The sequence below is a fragment of the Halalkalibacter alkaliphilus genome, from assembly GCF_023555415.1.
GTDB classification, from domain to species: Bacteria; Bacillota; Bacilli; order Bacillales; family Bacillaceae_D; genus Halalkalibacter; species Halalkalibacter alkaliphilus.
Genome location: NZ_JAKRYL010000014.1, coordinates 120,042 through 140,343, shown reverse-complemented (window position 1 = coordinate 140,343; position 20,302 = coordinate 120,042). Strand labels below are relative to the sequence as shown.

Here is a 20,302-nt window from a genome sequence, read left to right as displayed (position 1 = left end):
GCAAACGCTTACATTTATTATAGTAATATTCTAGCTTTTATAAAAGAGTGGCGTTCTTATAGATGCAACAAATGCTAGTTATTTCAAATTACAAGAACATACTCATATTCATTGTTGTAATGACCGCTTGATCTGGAATAATCGTACGTGAACACACTTTCCACTCACCATCTACGTTTCTAACTACATCGTTTCTTTGACCAAACATTTCTTCAAGGTCTGTAGTAGAGCCACGGCTTCGTTTATATAGAAAATAGCTACGCACTTTATACTCATCTTCATGATCCCCTGCTTCTACAACAACATTTGTGATGAAGTGGCGTTGCCTTGTAGCTGGATTTTCAACCCAAGCTGATTTCGTATAAAGTCTATTTACCCTTGTTCTTAGGGAAGCTTTTGTTTCTTCGTAAAAAGCTGAATCGACTGAGATATTATCAATATTTACCCCTTCCACCGTTTCACGTAAAGGCATTTTATATTTAATGTCGTCTGTTAATAGTTCCAGCCATTCTTTATACATGCGGTTGTCCAGAAAATAAGCTTCTTGATAAAGAAGATTCGTAATTTGATCTTTTACTTCTAGTGATACGTGAGCTTTTACTTCATTACTCATTTCGCTTCCTCCTTTACAGAAGTCTCTGCAGTAAGTAAATCTAGCCAATGCTCATGCATTCTTCTTGCTAATGCATCACAATATGTTGTCGGATACGCTACACCTGGTCCAGGGAAAGACTCATCTTGCTTTACGTGACTAAAACCCATTAAATAATTACTTAAATTATTATAATTTAGCTCTTTATCACGCATCATGGACGCACCACTTACTTCTACAATTCTTGCCCATGTTTCCGTATCATCTTGTTCCAACGTTCCAGTTGGACCAAACGAACCAAGATAGCCTCTGTATGCATCCGCTTTGTATTCTTCAGGAGCAGCCTTATCAATCATAAACCAACACCAAACCTCGACTTTATCAGGGCCAAGCGGTCTCCAAACGCGGAAATTTAAGTAATTATGCAAATGACCTTCTGTTCCATGTACTGGACTCACAAACGAAAGGTTTGGATACACGCCTCCAACAAAGACAGTCACTCTTTCTAAAATGTCTGCTTGTTCAGGTGATAAATTACGTTGGAACATTGGCCACATTTCTTTTGGCATGCCTTGGAATTCAGTTCTAGAGCGACCTGTTTTTGAAGTAATAACATTTATGCCATGTGCATTTTTCATCACGACTTGGTGTCCATAACCAGCGTAAAGTGGATCCTCTGGGCTTATTCCCATCTCAACCGTCGATCTGTGAGTTGTTTGAACGTGATAAGGGTCCGCAGCAAAATTTTCAGCTGTTGATTTCCAGTTTGCTTTTGCTACCCAGCGCTGTGGGAGGCCAATTACTTCCATGCCTCCATCACTTCGACCTAGCATCATATCAAAATACCATTTCATTTCTCCCAAATAATCTTCTAACGATTCAGCTTCTGGATCAAGACAGCCAAAAATCATTCCTTGATAACTTTCAAGTCTAGGAACTTTCCGAAGCCCCCATTCATCTTTACACATTTCTTCGCCATATACTTTATTCCCAGCAACAATTCCAATTAATTTTCCATCTAGATTGTAGCTCCAACCATGATACGGACAAGAAAATGTTTTCTTTTTACCGCGGTCTGCTGTACATAATTGTGTACCACGATGAGTACAGGAATTTAAATAAGCCTTAATCTCACCTTTGCTATCTTTTACAAGTAAGATTGGATCATTGACCATCCATCTTGTTACATAGCTCCCTGGTTCTTTTAATTCTGTTTCATGAGCTAAGAATTGCCATGTCTTACTAAAGACTTTCTCTTTTTCAAGTTCATAAATATCAGGGTCTGTAATAACCCACTGAGGTAACAAGCCTTCGTCCATTTTCTCCTTTAACTGCTGAATAAGTTTCTCATCTAGTTCTCTTTTAATCATTGAAACTTCCTCCTTGTAAAAGGTAATATAATTAAGCGCTTACAATTCATATTATGAACTACTGATTTCTATAATGAATTTATAGGTCAAATATACCCAACAAATAGCAATATGTCAATATAAAATGAATTTTCTATTAATTAATCTTGCATAACAAAAACCCCTTCGATTATTCCAAGGGGTACTGAATGATCAAACCTTTGTTCAATTCTATTTCATATTGTATTAGATTTTATTTGTCCCATTTTAAGAGAAATGGTTGATGCTACACTCTTAATGGTGAATATTAATTCCTCTCTCCTATCCCCTTCTATTTTATAGCTAGGGCCAGAAATGCCAACAGCTGCAATTACTTGATTTCTATCGTTAAAAATGGGTGCTGAGATAGCCGTATAACCTATAAATGTTTCATCAACGTCAACGAAATATCCTTTTGCTCTAATTTCCCCAAGTCGTTCAATAAATTTTGTCTTATCAGTCAAAGTCTTTGGCGTCCTTGATTCAAGTGGGTATTCTTTAAGAAGCTGTTCAACAAAACTCGTCTCCATATGTGCTAACAAAACAATTCCAAATGCTCCATTATGAAGGACACGCCTTCTTCCTACAAAGTTATTAGGCTGCAGGCCATCTTCACTATCATACCTAACTAAATATTGAATGGTATCGGATTGAGGTTGGGCAAGGATCACTGAATGACCTGTGTCTTCATGAAGTTTTACTAAATAAGGATCTGCTTCTCTTCGAATATCTAAGTTTTCAAGTACAACACCACTATATTCAAGCAAACCTGTGCCAAGTCGATAGCGGTTCGTCGTTTGGTTGTATTGAACTAGATAATTGCGCTCTAACGTCCAAAGTAGTCGATATGTCGTTGTTTTCGCTAGCTTCGTCTTGCTCATGATTTCTTCTATCGTTAGCTCAGACTTTTCGTAACTAAAACAATTTAAAATATGAATAGCACGCTCTACTGATTGAATTGGCTCTAAATTAAGTTCTCTCATTTTTAATCTCCAGTTTCTCTGTTCATTATTATTTTTATTTAAACACCTACCGAACAATATTTCAAATTTTAAAAAACCTCCTTACTATAGAGAGTACTGAGGAAGGTCGCTTTCCCTTTTCCATACTCACTATATAATAAGAAGGTTTTTTTGAATCGTCAGGACCTGGATATATCTGGTAAGAAAGTTACAATTTCCGGGAAAATGATTAGTAAAATAGTAAATGCAACCATGACAAGAACCATTGGTGTTACGCCTCGGAATATTTTTGTGATTGGTACATCTTTTACAACACCACTAATAATATACACACTTAATCCAAGTGGTGGAGTTAGTACACCAATGTTAAGAACCATTACCATAATAATTCCAAACCAAAGTCCATCAAAACCAAGTTGCGTAATCATTGGATAAACAATTGGAAGTGTTAAAACCATAATTGCAATCCCTTCCATGAACATACCCAAGATTAAATAAACTAGTAATATTAACAATAAGATTACATAAGGTGATACGTCAGCTGATCCTACCATCGATGTTAATTTCATAGGAATCTGACTTAGCGCTAAAAAGCGCCCAAAAATACTTGCACCAATTAAGATTAAGAAAATCATTACAGATAAGCGAATGGTATCATCTAAAGAAGATTTTAATTTCTCCCATGTTAATTTTTTTGTGAAAAGGGTGACTAAAAACGCTCCAATCGCCCCAATTCCACCTGCTTCCGTTGGAGTAAATACTCCAAAATAGATACCACCAATACTGACCATAAAAATAATTAAAAACGGCCATACCGTTGAAAGTGAACGCAATTTCTCATTGAAAGATGAAGATTCTAAAGACCTCGGAGCTAACTCTGGCTTTAAACGCACTTGAATATTAATTGTAATCATAAAGATTATTGCTAATAATAGACCAGGAACAATCCCACCAATTAACAAAGGACCTATTGGAACTTGAGTAAGTGCCCCATACAAGATCAAAATAACGCTAGGAGGAATTAATATTCCTAATGTTCCACCAGCAGCAACAGCTGCCGTTGACATCGACGGTAAATACTTATATTTATTCATTTCAGGTATCGCAATTCTTGCCATTGTTGCCGTTGTTGCATTTGTTGAACCCGAAATAGCGGCGAAAATGGAACTTGCTCCAATAGTTGCAATGGCCAAACCGCCTCTAGTATGACCTAACCATTTATCAACAGCTTTGAAAAGATCTTGACCCAAACCCGTATTTGACATAAACATCCCCATCAAAATGAATAAGGGAATTACACTTAAGCTATAAGCGTTTGCCGTTCCAAATGCAGCCGTACCCAACTGTGCTAACCCAACACTCCAATCCGTTAGCAAAGACACCCCTAGAAACCCTACTAGAAATAATGAAAGTCCTACGGATACATTCAAAAGAATAAGAACTAATAATAAAGCTATACCTAACATACCAATCATTTCAGGACTCATTCTTTTGCACCACCTTACGAATAGATTGCCAGATATTGAGTACGATTGTTAGAGCGTAAAACAAAACCCCAATAGCAGCTAAAATAGCAAAGAACTTCATTGGAATCCCTAAATCTCCACTTGTCTGTGCTCCAAATCTTTGAGCATAGGCAAATAACTGCCATGATGTTGTACCTAGTAAAGCAAGCATAATAACAGACGTAACAACATTAATTGATTCACGAATTTTCACAGGTAATTTGCTAGTTAAGAAATCAATGGAAATGTGCTCTTTCTTTAATTGAGTCCTTCCCAAACTTAAGAAAATAACAATGACCATTGCCAAACCAGTTAATTCATACGTACCTGTTATTGGTTTGTAAAAAAAATACCGTCCAATAACATCTCCCGTAGTAAGAAACATCATTAGAAAGAGGACGAGCATCGACACTCGATGTGTAGCATTATTAAGAGAATGAACAAATTTCTCAAATTTCGTCGTTTGTTCTTGCAAAGAGGATTGGTTGGGATCCTCAGATCCCAACATTTCCTTTTGAACTTCCTTTGCGTTCGAGCTCATAAAATCACCTCAGTAGGAATAGCTTGCTATTAATTTTCTTCCATTAAACGTAAAGCTTCATCTAAGATCGCTTGACCGTCGATTCCTTTAGATTCCATGTTTGCAAGCCACTCATCTGTTACTACTTGCGCAGCTTCTTTGAATCTATCAAGTTCTGCATCGTCTAACTCAAAGAATTCAATACCTTCTTCCTCTGCCTTAGCTCTTGCTTTTTCTTCTTGAGCATCAAACGCTTCTCCTGCCGTACGAGCCATTGGTTCACCCATTAATTCTTCAATAATCGTTTGGTCATCAGAAGGTATACGGTCCCAACTATTCTTATTCATCGCTGTGTAGAATAAACCAGTACTAAAGTTACCAATCGTTACATAATCTACAACATCAAATAAATTGAAATCTGCTAAAGCTGCTACCGGTAAAATCCCTCCGTCAATAACCCCACGCTGCATAGAATCATAAATTTCTGGAGCAGGCATAGATACTGGAGTTGCTCCCCATGATTCGATCATCTTACCTCCCTCAACTGACGGAGTTCTTAATCTAAGACCACGTAAATCTTCTAAACTAGTTACTTGTTTACCAGAAGTAACAATTGCGTAAGGGTCTGCTGCATGAACCCACATTAATTTTACATCATCATATTCTGCTTGAATTTCAGGAAATTGATCATATAGTTTTTGAGCAATGACACTTAACTTTGCTCCATCTCCATCCGCTAAGAACGGTAATAACATAACTGAGTGTACTTCAAATTTCCCTGCATTGTATCCTTGTAATCCCCAACCGGAATCCATAATACCTGTTACGATATTGTCATATGTTTCAGCTGGTGTTCCTAATGCTCCACCAGGGTAGATTTGAAAGTTAACGCGACCATCCGTTGCCTCAGCTACCTCTTCACCAAATGGTCTCATTGCCATTGAATCTTGAACATGCTCTGTAGAGTTCATATGTCCCATACTAAATGTAACCGATTCACCTGTCTGACTAGTTTCTGAATCTGAACTATCCGCATCATTAGTTGAGTCAGTTGAACTATCACTAGAACCACATGCTGAAATTAATAGCAAGAATGCGATCATTAAACTAAAAAAAGAGAATCTCTTTGTAAACCTTTTCATAAAAATCTACCCCCAAATTAGTTTTTTATAAAAAATAATTAAGTAACTCCCCATTTAACCGCTTACAAATCTATTTTATAAACTCCCTCCTTTTTATGATAAAATAAATTTTCACGGTATACTTTACTACTTAATTAAATTTTTGAAAGTTCTACATGTTGTTAGTTTTATTGTATATATCTTAAAAAAACAGAACAACTGGTCTGTTCTTTTATACACAACAAAATAATTTTTTTTTGAAATAAAGGAACTATTTGATAAAAACTAAAAATGATCTCCCTTTATACTTCTTTTTTCTACCTTTTAACTCCTTTCAGTTATTAGGTTTGTCATAATTTGTTTGAAACTAGAGAGCCCCTAAGTCGAATGACTTAGGGGCTCTCTAGTTTTGTCGTTACATATACTCTAACATCATCTTATTAAACTGTTCTTCATCTAACTGCAAGCTTTCATGTGCAAGTGGTTTTTCTGAATAACCAGTAAGCATTTCTTGATACGAAGGTTGTTGTTTGTTTTGATAGATTAAACCTGTAACAAGACCGTTATGTTCCATTAATGTTTGCATTGCCTGCATCCGATTTTCTTCATTATAGTCTTGAACATCTGCTAATTTTGTAATATTCGTCTTAAACCAATCGTACGTATTAACTTTATTAAACGTGACACAAGGACTAAATACATTAATAAGTGAGAATCCTTTGTGTTCAATCCCTTTCTCAATTAACGCTGTTAATTCCTTCAAGTCACTAGAGAAACTTTGTGCTACAAATGTTGCACCAGCTGTTAATGCCATTTCCATCACATTTAATGAAGATTCTACAGATCCTGTTGGAGTACTTTTTGTTTTAAAACCCACATCACTTCGTGGTGACGTTTGCCCTTTTGTTAACCCATAAATTTGGTTATCCATGACGATATAGGTAATGTCAATGTTCCTCCTGATTGCATGAACCGTATGTCCCATTCCGATTGCAAACCCATCTCCATCTCCACCAGATGCGATCACAGTCAAATCCTTATTTGCCATCTTTACTCCTTGAGCGATTGGCAGCGCACGCCCATGAATTCCATGCAAACCATAGGAATTAATATAACCTGAAATACGACCAGAACAGCCTATACCTGATATAATAGCAAGATTATCTGGTTCAACTCCAACATTTGCAGCAGCACGCTGTATTGCAGCTTGAACAGAAAAATCTCCACATCCAGGGCACCAGTTCGGCTTCACTTTATTACGAAAGTCTTTAAATGTAGCCATTTTATGCCAACTCCTTGCTTTTTTGAATAAGTGTAGAACATAATTCATGAATTTCCGTTGGCAAAAATGGGTTTCCATCATACTTAAGAACGCTTTCGATGTTACTACCACCAACATTCATTTTTATAATATTTGCTAATTGTGCTGTCGCATTATTCTCCACAACTACGACTTTTTTTGCCTTAGCCATAAGCGGCTTTAATGAATCAACAGGAAATGGATGCAGCAGGCGGATTTGAGCGTGATTGACTTTAATTCCATCCGCTTCAAGTCTAGGCAGCGCTTCTTCAATTGTCCCTCGTGTCGAATTCACCCCAACAATTAATAAATCAGCTTCCTCATGATCTGCATGAACGTGAACGGGATTGGTAAAGCGATTACATAAATCAGAAAGCTTTCTCAGTCGTTTATCCATTTGATTCTTTCTGTTTACCGGACTTTCAGATGGTTTACCTGTTTCATCATGTTCCACCCCGGTTACGTGATGAATTCCATTTTTCATTCCTGGGATCACGCGACTCGATACACCACTATCCGTTAGTTCATAACGTTTATAATAAGCACCATCCACCCGTTCAGGCAATTGAGCATTTATATCTAACGTTCCACGTCGAATTTCAACCTTTGAAAAATCTAGTGGTTCAACTGTTTGCTTTCCAAGTGAAAGAGCTAAATCAGTCACTATAATGACAGGACATTGATACTCTTCCGCATAGTTAAACGCTTCAACGGTGTCATAAAATGCCTCCTCTACTGTACTTGGTGCCATAACAATTTTAGGGATGTCTCCATGAGTGCTATAAATCATAGCCATAAGATCAGATTGCTCTTGTTTTGTAGGCAATCCCGTGCTAGGTCCTCCGCGTTGTGTATCTATAACAACAAGAGGAGTTTCGGTCATACCTGATAAGCCAATTGCTTCTGCCATTAATGACAAACCAGGGCCTGCAGAGGCTGTGAATGAACGGACACCTGCATAATTTGCTCCAATTGCCATCGTGCATGCCGCAATCTCATCCTCAGTTTGAATGACTGCTCCGCCAAGTTCCGGAAGTTTTGCAATCATATACTCCATAATTTCCGACGCTGGTGTAATAGGATAGGCAGCCATGAACCGACTCCCAGCTGCTACAGCTCCCATTCCAATTGCATCATTTCCAATCATAAACATTCTCTGTTTTCCATCTGCTTGAGCTAAAGTAAGACCAGAGTTTTCAATATTAGGATCATTTTTTAAATAATCGGCTCCTGCATAAATTGCTTTCATATTATTCTCTACGATTTTTTCTCCTTTCTTCATAAAGATATCCTCTACAACAACTCTGAACGTTTCAGGAGAAAGATTTAAAATCGTACTCGTTGCCCCTACTGCAACCATATTTTTCATTAAAGAAGTTCCTAACTCGGAGGCTATTTCTGTAAATGGTACAATACACAAGTTTGCCTTGCATCCATCAGGTATAGTTGGATTGAACTTAGCATCAGCTAAAATCAAACCCTCTTCCTTCAATTCATGAAAGTTTACATCAATTGTTTCTTGATCAAAAGCGACGAGAATGTTTAAATCATCTGAAATTGAATTAAGTGGTTTTGTACTAACTCTAATTTTATTATTTGTATGACCACCTTTGATTCGTGAAGAGAAATGACGGTAGCCATACAAATTATACCCAAGGCGATTTAGGGCTGTTGCAAAAATTTCACCAGTACTTTCAATCCCCTCTCCTTGTTGCCCTCCTACTTTCCATGATAATTGCTCTCTCATATGTTTCACTCCCTCTAAAGGTTTTCTCATTCGATATAAAGCGTTTTCAATAAGTTACTTTTCTATTTAATCATATTTCATAGGATCACCATCAAATGGTTCATCTGCTATTTTAATAGATTCTGTTGGACAACCATCATGAGCATCTTCCATATCTTCCATTAAATCCTCTTGGACATATGTTGTTCCTTGATTATTATCTAATAAAACAAAAGCAATTCCTTCATCGTCATAGTCATAAATGTCAGGCGCTGCAGCACCGCACGCTCCACATGCAATGCAAGTATCTTTGTCTACAATCGTATATTTTGCCATTATTAGCCTCTCCCTTACTAAAAGATGATAGGTTTTTAATTATTTATTTGTACCCATCATAAAGTAGCATTAGTTACTATACAAGACCACTGTTCTTTTATACGTAACAAACGCTAATTATTCTAATTATTCTAATATTTAATTTAAGAAGGCTTATTTCTTATAGATTCAGAATATTTGTCGGTGTATAGTAGATATAAAAAAGCTAAATGTAAACCTTTAAGTACTTGTTAATAGGAGGAATTCAAATGATTTCGAATATATCACTAATTGGACTCGGAGGAATTGGTGCTGCCTATGCTAGTAAATTGCATGATATGGCACCTGAAAATATAAAAGTCATAGCAAGTAAGGAACGAATAAAGCGATATCAAGACGAAGGGATTTCAATTAATGGAATGCGCTATGACTTTCAATACATACAACCAGAAGTGGTCGTAGAACCAGCTGACCTTGTATTAATTGCTGTCAAATATGACGGACTCGATCAAGCCATAAAGGATTTACGACATCATATTGGACCAGACACCATCATCATGTCACTTATGAATGGTATTACGAGCGAAGAAATATTAGAAAGTATCTATCCAAATAACCCGGTTCTTCCTGCTATGTGTGTCGCGATTGATGCCATACGTGAAGGAACGTCGGTTACCTTTTCAAATATTGGCAGAATATGTTTTGGTGAAAACAATAACCTGACTTTGTCTTCAAATGTAAAAAAAGTGAAGCAATTGTTCGATCGAGCAAGTATTCCTTATGAGATTCCAGAAGATATGCTTCATACAATGTGGTGGAAGTTTATGATAAATGTAGGAATCAATCAAACTTCGGCCGTATTGAAGGCGCCGTACAAAGTCTTTCAAGAAATACCTGAAGCTCATACTTTTATGAAGTCAGCGATGATAGAAGTGATGGAATTAGCTAAAGCGAAAGGGATCAACTTAACCGAAAGTGACTTTCTTAAGTTTGATAATATCTTAAAAGAAGGGTTATCACCTGAAGGAAAGACGTCCATGCTGCAAGATGTAGAGGCCGGCCGAAAAACGGAGGTGGAATATTTATCAGGTACCGTTTGTAGATTAGGTAAAGAACATCAGATTCCAACACCCGTAAATGATATGCTTTTTAATATGATACGAGTGTTAGAAAAAACGTATTAACTTTACCACCTTGGAACCACCTATTTCAGGTACAGGAACATCAAAAGAATTCTCCGTACATTACTTCTTCAAATTCAACGTATTTATTTATGCCTTTTGTTATCGGATGGGCAGGATCAACGACCCACAATCTTGCCCTTCCATAAGAGCAATGTCGTCTAACCGAGTTAGAAGACATTGCCCTTAAAAATGAAAAAATCCTTCCTACACTTACTCCGTAGTGCGGAAAGATTTTAACTACATAGGTATTATATCCTTTCTAACCAACCGTTGCTTCCAGCGCAATTATGGTCAGCTGCTTTTTATTCCACCTTTAGCTACATAGGTATGAATAAAGTTATCGGGGTACTAAAATGATATTGGTGGGATCACAACATCGTTATCCTCAGGTTCATCATTGTTATTAGCGGTCTCTCCAAATAATAAAATGAAAAATAGGATAGCCACTATAGCTAAAGTAAAATTCTCCTCTGTAGCTGTAAAATCCATAAACTCACTCCCTTGTTTTCCGTTTTATTACTTCCATAACATCTGATAACGTTAAATCAGGATGACTATCTATAAAAGCAGCTAGATCATTTACATTTTTATTTGGATTTTCTTGAATATTAATTCTTCCCCTTAAACCAACATAGTAGGTCCCGTCATGCTCTAAAACCACATTATGGAAGCTTAATTTTTTCTTCAATATTAAAGCCATTATTAATAGTTCCCGTTCTCTTCCGTTTAAGCCATTGAAAGGATTATTCAGCATGATATAACCTTCCTTTCCTATCATCATACTATATGTCAATTAAGATAGAAGGGTGTTAAAAAAATGAACTGTCTTTTCCAAGAATGTGTGTTTAGATACTCTCGCCTTAGACCACGTCATACGAGATGAAATAATTGTCAAATTAACCGTGTTATCACCATATACTTACATAAATATTTAACGAATGAGGGTGATCGCACTGAAGATAATAATTGCTAAAAAGGGAGAAAGATTACGAAACCTGGCCCGTTATCATAACATTGATTTGAATAAACTTATTCTCCATAATCCACATCTCCCTCATCCAGATAAAGATATTTCCGGTCAAAAAGTAAAAATCCCCTCACCTCCTAAACAGATAACAGTCAAGAAAAACCGTCAAATGACAAATGACAATGAAGAAATTGTTCCAACTTATGAAGATTGTCCTCCTAGTCCAGAAATAAATTTTTCAGATTACTGGTTCCCTCTGACTTCTTTAGAAGAAATGGAACAAACAAACTACGATGTGATTATCGTTGGAAGCGGAGCAGGTGGAGGAGCTACACTTTGGAGATTAAGTGAACAGTGGCGAAATCAAGGGAAACGAATTGCTGTTTTAGAGAAAGGTGATTTACTCGTACCGACTCATGTAGCTAATTTACCAACTGCTAAAACTGCAGGAAAATTTCTGCGAAACCCCGCATTCAACATTAGACGAGAAAAGGAATGGCCTGAATTTCCAGGAGCCAAACAACTTTTCGGTTTAGGAGGCCAAACGTTGCTTTGGGGAGGCATGAGTCCCCGTTTTCATAGTAGTGATTTTAAAGGATGGCCGCTTACAATTGATGATCTCATTGAATACTACAACATTGCTGAACAAGTCATGAAGGTCACTACAGCATACACGAATGGTTCTAACCTTCAAGAAACTCTCTTAAAAAGATTGAGGGAGAGCGGTTATCATGATGCAACAAACATTCCTCGAACGTTTGACTTAAACTCTAGCTATTATGGACAAATACATTCAAATGTCTTTTTTAGTTCCCTCGAATTTATGGCTTGGGCACTTAACTGGAATGGGGTTGATTTTGCTGTTAAAGCAAATGTGGTGAAGCTTTTACATGAACATAACAAAGTAACTGGAGTACAGGTGATGACCCCGGAGCGAAAATCATATACAATTCACGGTAAAATCGTGGTGGTTTCTGCTAGTACGTTTGAAACGCCTCGCCTATTGCTTCATTCTGGCATTCCCGGAGAGGCGATCGGTAAATATTTAATTAGCCATTCTTTTATTTCTTCTTCTACCCTTGTCTTACGTGAGGAATTTGAAGAGGTATTAGGGATCGTAAATATTCTGCTTCCTAGTACTGATAAGCGGCCATACCAAATAGCAGTTACAGGACCTCATCCTTATGAATTTTATTCCTATGAAACGAAGCCCTTGATGAAAGAACTAGAAATTAGCCTTTTGGGATTCGGAATTGTTGAGCCTAAGCGTGATAACCGTGTCATCCTTGATGCGGCTAACTTGGATTGGTATGGGGTTCCAAAACTGAATGTTCATTTTTCTTATAGCGAACAAGATCTAGCCATTATTCAACAGCTGTCGGATGATCTGTTTAAAGTGATTGATAGCATGCAATTAAATATCGAAACGAATCCATGTCTGCTTCCGCCGGGTATCGATTATCATGCTGCGGGCACTTGCCGGATGGGGGATGAGCCAGCTACATCTGTTACAAATGATTTTGGTCAAGTTCACGGTATATTAAATCTGTTTGTAGCTGATAACAGTATCTTACCTTTTATGGGAGGGGCGAATCCTACACTAACGACCGTAGCCGTAGCTATGCGAACTGCTGACTATATTGTAAAAAATGAGAATGTATAATACTTTTGATTGTACCTAAATATTCAACAATAGAATGAAAATAGGATGACAAAGTAAGGGGCTTTTCCGTTGTCATCCTATTTATCATTTAATCTATTTCTTCCAGAGGTTCTGCATAACCAAAGGTTGGTGTTGGTCCGTGTGGTGATGCAGCCCATTTCACAGCATTTGCTATCACCTTGATGATCTCTTCGTTATGATACGTTGGATACGTCTCATGCCCAGGCTGGAAGTAAAATATTTTCCCTAGTCTACGATAATAGGCACAGCCGCTGCGAAACACTTCCCCACCTTGGAACCAACTAATAAAGATAAGTCGATCAGGTGCAGGAACATCAAAGAATTCTCCGTACATTTCTTCTTCTTCAAGTTCAATGTATTCATCAATGCCGTTTGTTATCGGGTGAGCAGGATCGACGACCCACAATCTTGTTCTTTCATCAGCTTCTCTCCATTTTAGATCACATGTCGTTCCCATTAGCTTTTTAAAAATCTTTGAAAAGTGCCCTGAATGCAAGACAATTAAACCCATCCCATTGAGTACTCTTTCATATACTCTTTCAACAATCTGATCATCAACTTGATCGTGTACTAAGTGTCCCCACCAAATAAGGACATCTGTCTCATTTAACACATTCTCTGTCAACCCATGCTCCGGCTCGTTAAATGTGGCCGTTCGAATGTTAAATCCGTACGGCTCCAAGCCTTCAGCAATGGTCATATGCATTCCTTCAGGATAAATACTCGCTACCTTTGGATCGGTTTGTTCATGAATGAATTCATTCCAAATCGTCACATTGATCTCTTTTATTTCGAACGTTTTTGATCCAATTGTTATTTTGATCATACCGTCCTCCTTAATACCAAGCTATAATTTTTACTCACTTTTCTCACAGCTTTCACTATATACAAACTATATGAATTTCCCTACAAAATAATAATGGTTTGTTTACAAGTCTTAGAAATAACAATCATTATACGGCAATTTACCGCTTTTCGTATTAAGCTCAATAATGATTTATATAGGATATTAGCAGTAATTGATCAAGTTCTAAAAGTAAGCACATATACTTACACAAACTATTAGTAAAGTTGAGGTGGCATAATTGAAGATATTAACCGCCAACAAGGGGACAACACTGCGAAAGTTGGCTCATCAACATAATGTCGACTTGAACCAACTAAGGGTTCATAATCCACAAATTGCTCATCCGGATGAGAACATTACTGGTCGAAAGGTCAAAATCCCCTCTTCCCCTAAACCAGTCACTTTTAAAAAAAGCCGTCAAATAGAAAATGATGATGAGCAAATTGTTCCAACATACGAAGATTGCCCTCCTGACCCAGTTGTAGATTATTTAGATCAGTGGTTCCCTCTCACCCCTTTAGAAGAAATGGAAAAGATCGAGTATGATGCAATCATTGTTGGAACTGGTGCAGGAGGAGGCGCCGCTCTTTGGAGATTGTGTGAACAATGGCGCGAACGAGGGAAACGAATTGCTGTTTTGGAAAAAGGTGGGTTACTTACCCCAACACATGTCGCTAATTTACCAACAGCTAGTGCCGCTAGAAAGTTTCTACAAAATCCGGCATTTAATATTCGAAGTGGAGAGCAATGGCCAGAATTCCCAGGAGCCAAACAACTATATGGCTTAGGAGGTCAAACACTTCTTTGGGGAGCTGTTAGCCCTCGTTATCATCCTAGCGATTTTAAAGAATGGCCGATTACCTATGATGACCTTGTAACATATTACAACATTGCTGAAGAAGTAATGAAGGTGACTACAGAGTTCGTAAAAGACTCTAATCTTCACCATACGTTTTTACAAAGGTTGAGAGATAGTGGCTACCATGATGCGACAACCTTACCTCGTGCGTTTGATTTAAACGTTAGCTATTATGGAAAAATCCGTTCCAATGTCTTATTTAGTTCTCTTGAGTTTATCGCTTGGGCCTTAAACTGGAATGGAGTTGATTTTGCCGTCAATGCGAATGTTGTCAAGATTCTACATGAAAACGGCAAAGCAACAGGAGTTAACGTGATGACCCCTGATAAAAAATGTTATACACTACATGGGAAAAACGTGATCGTGTCTGGGAGTACGTTTGAATCGCCTCGTCTCTTGCTTCATTCTGGTATACCTGGAGAAGCGATTGGAAGATATTTGATCAGTCATTCCTTTACTCATGCTAGTGGTTTTGCCTCACGAGAGGAATTTGAAGAAGTGTTAGGTATTACAAACATTCAGCTTCCAAGTACGAACATACGACCATATCAATTATCTGTGCAAGGACCGTTTCCTTATGAATTTTATTCCTATCAAACGAAGCCATTAATGGAAGAACTAGAAATCGGTCTTTGGGGATTCGGTACTGTCGAGCCAAGACCAGAGAATCGAGTTATTCTTAATCAAACTGACTTAGATTCATACGGGGTTCCAAAACTGAATGTTCATTTCTCTTATAGCGAACAAGACTTGGTTATTATTCAACAAATGGTAGATGACATGATTCAAGTCATGGATAGTATACAATTGGATAACATCACTCTCCCATGTCTTCATCCACCAGGATTTGATTATCATGCTGCGGGCACTTGCCGGATGGGGAATGATCCAGCTACATCGGTTACGAATGAATTCGGTCAAGTGCATGGCGTGTCTGGCTTGTTTGTTGCTGACAACAGCGTCCAGCCATTTATGGGAGGAGCGAACCCAACTTTAACAACAATAGCCGTGGCCATGCGTACTGCTGATTATATTGTAGGAAAAAAGGAGGAATAACCGGCTAATACTTACGGGTAAACAATGAATAAATCGTTCACGAAAAAGTCTTTTCCTTTTTTCTGACAAAGGGGTGTCTCAAAGGTCAAAACAGACCTTGAGCACCCCCTTTTTGTTTGTCCGTCTACGGTTCAAAACATCTCATATGAATAAAATCCTTTTTCTAAAAAATACTACTACTAAATATTGGATTAGAGGGTAATTTATGAAGAAGCCTATTGAAATTTCTCAAAGTTTATCGGATAACCAAAAAAAAATCGAAGCAACTCTTTCCAATTGTCATGATTTACGTATCTATTCATGGCAGTATGGTCCAGAGCTTAAATATCGCGCTTTCTCTGTTTATCTTGAATCTCTTGTTCAAAATAAACAAACAAATTACATGAAAGCGTCCATGCAAGACTTAGTTACACACGAGGTAGGTCCAGTAACTGACATTACTGTTGAAGATGTCATAACTTTCTTTGAACATCACGGTGTTTCTGACCAAAATGCGCTGCTAGTTGAAAATTTTGATAATGCTGTAACAAAAATTATGAGCGGACACATTGTAATCTTTTTTGACCAATGGGAAAAAGCTTTAGCCTATAATGATTTAAGTGTTAATAAACGACAAGTAACTGAACCAGCGACTGAATCGGTCGTTAAAGGACCTCGCGAAAGTACAATTGAACAGTTAGATATAAATATTGGGTTATTACGCATCCGCTTACAAAATCCTCGCTTTAAAATTGAAAAATTGAAAACTGGAGGAGAAACGCAAACCGAGATTGCATTTGGCTATCTTGAAGGAAAAGTAGATCAAGAAACACTAAGTGAGTTCAAAAGAAGAATAAATTATGTCAAGGAATCAGAAATTTTAGAAACGGGGTACATTGAACAGCTGATCGAAGACTCTAAAGCTTCTCCTTTTCCCCAATATCGTTATACAGAACGTCCAGATGTTGCTATTGCAGCCATATTACAAGGGAAAATTGTCGTTCTCGTTCAAGGAACGGGATCGATCTTAATTTGTCCGGGCCTTTTTACTGAGTTCTTTCAAGCAAGTGAAGATTATTATCAACGTTCGATATTTTCATCTCTCGTACGTTTGATAAGAATCATATCTTTTTATATTGCGTTTACATTACCTAGCGTATATATTGCCTTGACTACGTTTCATAGTGAATTAATTCCAACCAATCTCTTAATGTCAATTATTGATACTCGTGAAGGCCTGCCATTACCTGCCTTTTTGGAAGCCGTTATCATGGTGTTTTTTTTCGAGCTGCTTCGAGAAGCTGGTATTCGCTTGCCACAGCCAATTGGATCAGCGATTAGCATCGTTGGAGCGTTGATTATTGGTGATGCTGCCATATCAGCCCATATTACCTCTCCGTTGATGGTTATTGTAGTAGCACTAACCGGTATTGCTTCTTTTGCAATTCCACAATATGACATTGCGATTGCCATTCGAATTCTCCAGCTGCCAATGATGATCTTCGCTGCAACTTTAGGTGGGTTTGGCATTATGATTTTTTTGCTGATCATCTTTTTACATTTAACAAATTTACGATCATTAGGGCAACCATATTTAAGTCCATTAGCTCCACTTAAGCCGAAGCAACTTCTAGATGTTTTCATGCGGAAACCACAAAAATGGATGGAATCCCCAAACCAAAATCCGAAAAGAAAGCTTGATTAACCATGAATGTTACAACTATTATATTTTTTCGTATAAAAATAGTCATTGCAGTAAGTTTTCTCATTTTTTTATCAGGATGTTGGAACAGTATGGAATTGACTGATCTAGCCTACGTAATGGGGCTAAGTATTGATCAAACAAATGAAGGAGAGATTGAATTAACAACACATATGTATTCACCTACACCAACGATCGGAGCTCAAGGTGGTGGTGTCAATACCGAGGGCAAGTACTTCTCGGTTAAAACGACAGACGACAGTGTCTTTGAAGCAATCCGAGATATTCCTCTTCATGTTGGCCGCAAAGCTCAATGGAGCCATATGCGGGTTATCCTTATTGGAGAAGAGTTTGCTAGAGAACATGACATATCAGATGTTCTTGATTTTTTCTATCGTGATCATGAACCTCGCTTCAAAACGTATGTCGTTATTACACAAGGAAGGGCTAGTGAATATTGGGGTGTTAGACCTTTTATTGAGAAAACAACAGCACAACAAATACGAATGATTCAAGAAAGTGGCACCGCCTTTTCAGGGAAAGCAAGAGAAACGAGAATGCTTGATTTAGCTTTGCAACTGAATTATCCCGTGAAAATAGCAACGGTTCCCTATATCGAACGAAGTGATCAAACTCCAGAAAGTGTCGTAAATACTGGATTGGCTATTCTTCCTGATGGAAAGATGTTCGATCGTCTCTCAACGGCTGATGTTCATAATTTGCTTATTTTAACAGATGAATACCTTAGCGGTACGATCGAATATCCTTGTAAAGGTGAAGAGTATAAGCAGAAAAATAGAAAGGATTCTCTAGAAGTTACTCAACTAAAAACAAAGGTTACTTCCAACTTCTCTGAAACCCCACCTACCATTCATTTTTCAACAAAGGTACAGGGGCATCTCGGTGAGTTACAATGCTGGACGATGGCAACTGATGAAGAGAGACAGGAGCTTCAAGCTCATATTGAAAACTCAATAAAAACACAATTAGGAGCTTTTATTAAATACCTACAGGATGAAAAACTCGATGTAATCGGAATTGGGAATATCCTTTATAGAAAAGACCCGAAACAATGGAAACAGCATGAAGATAATTGGGAGCAAATCTTTTCTGAAATCAATTTCGAAATTGATGTTGAAGTCATCATTATTAGCACAGGTATGACAACTGGCGATGACCTAACGGAGGAATAATTATGCTTGAGAAAATTATCTTACTCGTTATTTTATACATGAGCGTACTTTTCTATGATGGGGCTGAATTAATTAGAAACAAGCAGATTCGCAATGTTTACGGAATTGCAATGGTACCCGTGCTTTATCATAGTGTTATTTACGTGTTTGATCTACCTTGGCCAACCCTTTATACGTTTGTAGATTTCATCTTTCATGAACCAGGTCAACAAATTGTAAAATCACTAGAAGTCGATTTTATTATGTTTCTTGTGACCATTAGGGGGATGGGATGAGACAAATAGAGACGATAAGTTCTTGGCAGCTAGCGAGTCTATTTCTCGCTTATATGACTGGTTCTGCAATTATTAATATCCCAACCCCTATGGTTGAAGCTGCTGCAAATGGGGCGTGGCTATCACTTTTAATAGCGAATGCTCTTGGAATGGTGCTACTAGCCTGTGTTTTCTACATCGATCAACAGGCCCCTGGACATTCCTTTATCGATTATAGTGAAAAAGTCTTAGGAAAGTGGATTACCTTATGTATTGCCATACCACTCATCATTTTGCTTATTTTAATTATTACTTTTATTATCATTGATATTGGAGGTTTTTTTGCAAATGCCTTAATGAGGGAAACGCCTACCTATGTGTTCCATACTCTTATTTTGCTAGTGGCTGCTATGACGGCAAGAAGTGGAATTGAACCAATGGCGAGAATGTTCGTGTGGCTTTTAATCATCATGGTTGTTTTATCATTGGGTGTGCTAGCATTAGTTTTTCGTGAATATCGAGTCGAGCACCTTCTTCCGGTCATGCCCGATGGTATAATGCCCATTCTTCTTGGAAGCTACCGTGCTTTTAGCTTCCCCTATTCAGAGCTGATTCTATTTTCTTTGTTGCTTCCCTTCCTGAACAAAGGAGACAGAAAGCCATTTAAAAAAATCATGTTTTTCACTCTAATTATACATGGGCTTTTGATGATTATTCCTATTGTCCTTGTTACAATGGCATATGGTCCGATTGCTGGAAAAGTCCAATATTCTATTTTTAACCTTTCTCGATTGGTTAATATTAGAGATGCTATTGAACGAATTGAATCCGGAATCGGCCTCGTCTTAATCGTCGGCTCGTATATGAAAACAAGCATTATGCTGTTTATCCTTAAAGAATTTTTATCAAAAGTTTTGAAATTACAGGATAAACAGATTATCATCTTTCCTATTTCCTTTCTCATTTTGTTACTTTCGCTGACGATCTTTGATCACGAAACAGAATTTGTGGATGCTGTATTTGTAACTTGGCCGTTATTTATGATTACAATTGTCGTTCTCCCTTTCCTATTTGTCACATTTGTAGCTTTTATTAAAAGAAATAAACACAGAAGTAACAATAAGGCTACCAGCAATACGTAAATTCCT

The 20,302-nt window shown here is 37.5% G+C and carries 19 protein-coding genes; 7 read left to right on the top strand and 12 right to left on the bottom strand.

Going from position 1 to position 20,302, the window contains the following annotated elements; translation table 11 throughout:
- Positions 1-88: 88 nt before the first annotated feature.
- From MF646_RS14490 to MF646_RS14450, 9 genes are all read right to left on the bottom strand, one after another.
- Positions 89-613 carry a 3-phenylpropionate/cinnamic acid dioxygenase subunit beta gene (locus MF646_RS14490; RefSeq protein ID WP_250097222.1) on the bottom strand — a complete coding sequence of 175 codons (525 nt, stop codon included), beginning with the start codon at positions 611-613 and terminating at the stop codon, positions 89-91.
- Positions 610-1,962: an aromatic ring-hydroxylating oxygenase subunit alpha gene (locus tag MF646_RS14485; protein ID WP_250097221.1), complete on the bottom strand. Its 1,353-nt coding sequence runs from the start codon at positions 1,960-1,962 to the stop codon at positions 610-612. The genes MF646_RS14490 and MF646_RS14485 overlap by 4 nt, the downstream gene beginning before the upstream one ends.
- 215 nt (positions 1,963-2,177) lie before the next feature.
- Complete coding sequence (locus MF646_RS14480) at positions 2,178-2,963, bottom strand: IclR family transcriptional regulator (protein ID WP_250097220.1); 786 nt, start codon at positions 2,961-2,963, stop codon at positions 2,178-2,180.
- A 158-nt stretch (positions 2,964-3,121) separates the two neighbouring features.
- Complete coding sequence (locus MF646_RS14475; RefSeq protein WP_250097219.1) at positions 3,122-4,429, bottom strand: TRAP transporter large permease; 1,308 nt, start codon at positions 4,427-4,429, stop codon at positions 3,122-3,124.
- Entirely contained in the window at positions 4,419-4,988 is a 570-nt protein-coding gene (locus MF646_RS14470) for a TRAP transporter small permease (protein ID WP_250097218.1), read from the bottom strand. The genes MF646_RS14475 and MF646_RS14470 overlap by 11 nt, the downstream gene beginning before the upstream one ends.
- 29 nt (positions 4,989-5,017) lie before the next feature.
- Positions 5,018-6,109: a TRAP transporter substrate-binding protein gene (locus MF646_RS14465; protein WP_250097217.1), complete on the bottom strand. Its 1,092-nt coding sequence runs from the start codon at positions 6,107-6,109 to the stop codon at positions 5,018-5,020.
- 394 nt (positions 6,110-6,503) lie between these two features.
- Positions 6,504-7,370, bottom strand: coding sequence for a 2-oxoacid:ferredoxin oxidoreductase subunit beta (locus MF646_RS14460; protein WP_250097216.1), 867 nt, complete (start codon positions 7,368-7,370; stop codon positions 6,504-6,506).
- Position 7,371: 1 nt separating this feature from the next.
- Positions 7,372-9,135 (bottom strand): 2-oxoacid:acceptor oxidoreductase subunit alpha, encoded by a 1,764-nt coding sequence (locus tag MF646_RS14455; RefSeq protein WP_250097215.1) that lies wholly within the window; start codon positions 9,133-9,135, stop codon positions 7,372-7,374.
- 66 nt (positions 9,136-9,201) lie between these two features.
- The gene (locus MF646_RS14450) at positions 9,202-9,450 is read right to left on the bottom strand and encodes a ferredoxin (RefSeq protein ID WP_250097214.1); all 249 of its coding nucleotides are present in this window, start codon (positions 9,448-9,450) and stop codon (positions 9,202-9,204) included.
- A 248-nt stretch (positions 9,451-9,698) separates the two neighbouring features.
- On the opposite strand from MF646_RS14450, the gene MF646_RS14445 reads away from it, so the two are divergent.
- On the top strand, positions 9,699-10,613 hold the full coding sequence (locus tag MF646_RS14445) for a ketopantoate reductase family protein (RefSeq protein WP_250097213.1): 915 nt from the start codon (positions 9,699-9,701) through the stop codon (positions 10,611-10,613).
- A 348-nt stretch (positions 10,614-10,961) separates the two neighbouring features.
- On the opposite strand, the gene MF646_RS14435 is transcribed toward MF646_RS14445, so the two are convergent.
- Complete coding sequence (locus tag MF646_RS14435) at positions 10,962-11,102, bottom strand: hypothetical protein (protein ID WP_250097212.1); 141 nt, start codon at positions 11,100-11,102, stop codon at positions 10,962-10,964.
- Between the two features lie 4 nt (positions 11,103-11,106).
- Positions 11,107-11,367 (bottom strand): hypothetical protein, encoded by a 261-nt coding sequence (locus MF646_RS14430; protein WP_250097211.1) that lies wholly within the window; start codon positions 11,365-11,367, stop codon positions 11,107-11,109.
- A gap of 190 nt (positions 11,368-11,557) precedes the next feature.
- Here MF646_RS14430 and MF646_RS14425 point away from each other — a divergent pair, with 190 nt between their 5' ends.
- Positions 11,558-13,243, top strand: a complete 1,686-nt coding sequence (locus tag MF646_RS14425) for a GMC oxidoreductase (RefSeq protein ID WP_250097210.1) — start codon at positions 11,558-11,560, stop codon at positions 13,241-13,243.
- Between the two features lie 88 nt (positions 13,244-13,331).
- On the opposite strand, the gene MF646_RS14420 is transcribed toward MF646_RS14425, so the two are convergent.
- On the bottom strand, positions 13,332-14,090 hold the full coding sequence (locus MF646_RS14420; RefSeq protein ID WP_250097209.1) for a ThuA domain-containing protein: 759 nt from the start codon (positions 14,088-14,090) through the stop codon (positions 13,332-13,334).
- 259 nt (positions 14,091-14,349) lie between these two features.
- Here MF646_RS14420 and MF646_RS14415 point away from each other — a divergent pair, with 259 nt between their 5' ends.
- The 5 genes from MF646_RS14415 to MF646_RS14395 all read left to right on the top strand — a co-directional run bounded on the left by MF646_RS14415 (position 14,350) and on the right by MF646_RS14395 (position 20,296).
- Complete coding sequence (locus MF646_RS14415) at positions 14,350-16,026, top strand: GMC oxidoreductase (RefSeq protein WP_250097208.1); 1,677 nt, start codon at positions 14,350-14,352, stop codon at positions 16,024-16,026.
- A 205-nt stretch (positions 16,027-16,231) separates the two neighbouring features.
- A complete protein-coding gene (locus tag MF646_RS14410) occupies positions 16,232-17,710 on the top strand; it encodes a spore germination protein (RefSeq protein ID WP_250097207.1) in 1,479 nt (492 codons plus the stop codon).
- Between the two features lie 2 nt (positions 17,711-17,712).
- The gene (locus MF646_RS14405) at positions 17,713-18,900 is read left to right on the top strand and encodes a Ger(x)C family spore germination protein (protein ID WP_275980319.1); all 1,188 of its coding nucleotides are present in this window, start codon (positions 17,713-17,715) and stop codon (positions 18,898-18,900) included.
- Positions 18,901-18,902: 2 nt separating this feature from the next.
- On the top strand, positions 18,903-19,175 hold the full coding sequence (locus MF646_RS14400) for a hypothetical protein (protein ID WP_250097205.1): 273 nt from the start codon (positions 18,903-18,905) through the stop codon (positions 19,173-19,175).
- Positions 19,172-20,296, top strand: a complete 1,125-nt coding sequence (locus MF646_RS14395; protein ID WP_250097204.1) for a GerAB/ArcD/ProY family transporter — start codon at positions 19,172-19,174, stop codon at positions 20,294-20,296. Before MF646_RS14400 ends, MF646_RS14395 begins: the two co-directional genes overlap by 4 nt.
- Positions 20,297-20,302: the final 6 nt, after the last annotated feature.

Excerpts from the sequence above, each read along its gene's own strand:
- MF646_RS14490 (WP_250097222.1), bottom strand. The coding sequence starts at position 613 with ATGAGTAATGAAGTAAAAGCTCACGTATCACTAGAAGTAAAAGATCAA.
- MF646_RS14485 (WP_250097221.1), bottom strand. The coding sequence starts at position 1,962 with ATGATTAAAAGAGAACTAGATGAGAAACTTATTCAGCAGTTAAAGGAG.
- MF646_RS14480 (WP_250097220.1), bottom strand. The coding sequence starts at position 2,963 with ATGAGAGAACTTAATTTAGAGCCAATTCAATCAGTAGAGCGTGCTATT.
- MF646_RS14475 (WP_250097219.1), bottom strand. The coding sequence starts at position 4,429 with ATGAGTCCTGAAATGATTGGTATGTTAGGTATAGCTTTATTATTAGTT.
- MF646_RS14470 (WP_250097218.1), bottom strand. The coding sequence starts at position 4,988 with ATGAGCTCGAACGCAAAGGAAGTTCAAAAGGAAATGTTGGGATCTGAG.
- MF646_RS14465 (WP_250097217.1), bottom strand. The coding sequence starts at position 6,109 with ATGAAAAGGTTTACAAAGAGATTCTCTTTTTTTAGTTTAATGATCGCA.
- MF646_RS14460 (WP_250097216.1), bottom strand. The coding sequence starts at position 7,370 with ATGGCTACATTTAAAGACTTTCGTAATAAAGTGAAGCCGAACTGGTGC.
- MF646_RS14455 (WP_250097215.1), bottom strand. The coding sequence starts at position 9,135 with ATGAGAGAGCAATTATCATGGAAAGTAGGAGGGCAACAAGGAGAGGGG.
- MF646_RS14450 (WP_250097214.1), bottom strand. The coding sequence starts at position 9,450 with ATGGCAAAATATACGATTGTAGACAAAGATACTTGCATTGCATGTGGA.
- MF646_RS14445 (WP_250097213.1), top strand. The coding sequence starts at position 9,699 with ATGATTTCGAATATATCACTAATTGGACTCGGAGGAATTGGTGCTGCC.
- MF646_RS14435 (WP_250097212.1), bottom strand. The coding sequence starts at position 11,102 with ATGGATTTTACAGCTACAGAGGAGAATTTTACTTTAGCTATAGTGGCT.
- MF646_RS14430 (WP_250097211.1), bottom strand. The coding sequence starts at position 11,367 with ATGCTGAATAATCCTTTCAATGGCTTAAACGGAAGAGAACGGGAACTA.
- MF646_RS14420 (WP_250097209.1), bottom strand. The coding sequence starts at position 14,090 with ATGATCAAAATAACAATTGGATCAAAAACGTTCGAAATAAAAGAGATC.
- MF646_RS14410 (WP_250097207.1), top strand. The coding sequence starts at position 16,232 with ATGAAGAAGCCTATTGAAATTTCTCAAAGTTTATCGGATAACCAAAAA.
- MF646_RS14405 (WP_275980319.1), top strand. The coding sequence starts at position 17,713 with ATGAATGTTACAACTATTATATTTTTTCGTATAAAAATAGTCATTGCA.
- MF646_RS14400 (WP_250097205.1), top strand. The coding sequence starts at position 18,903 with ATGCTTGAGAAAATTATCTTACTCGTTATTTTATACATGAGCGTACTT.
- MF646_RS14395 (WP_250097204.1), top strand. The coding sequence starts at position 19,172 with ATGAGACAAATAGAGACGATAAGTTCTTGGCAGCTAGCGAGTCTATTT.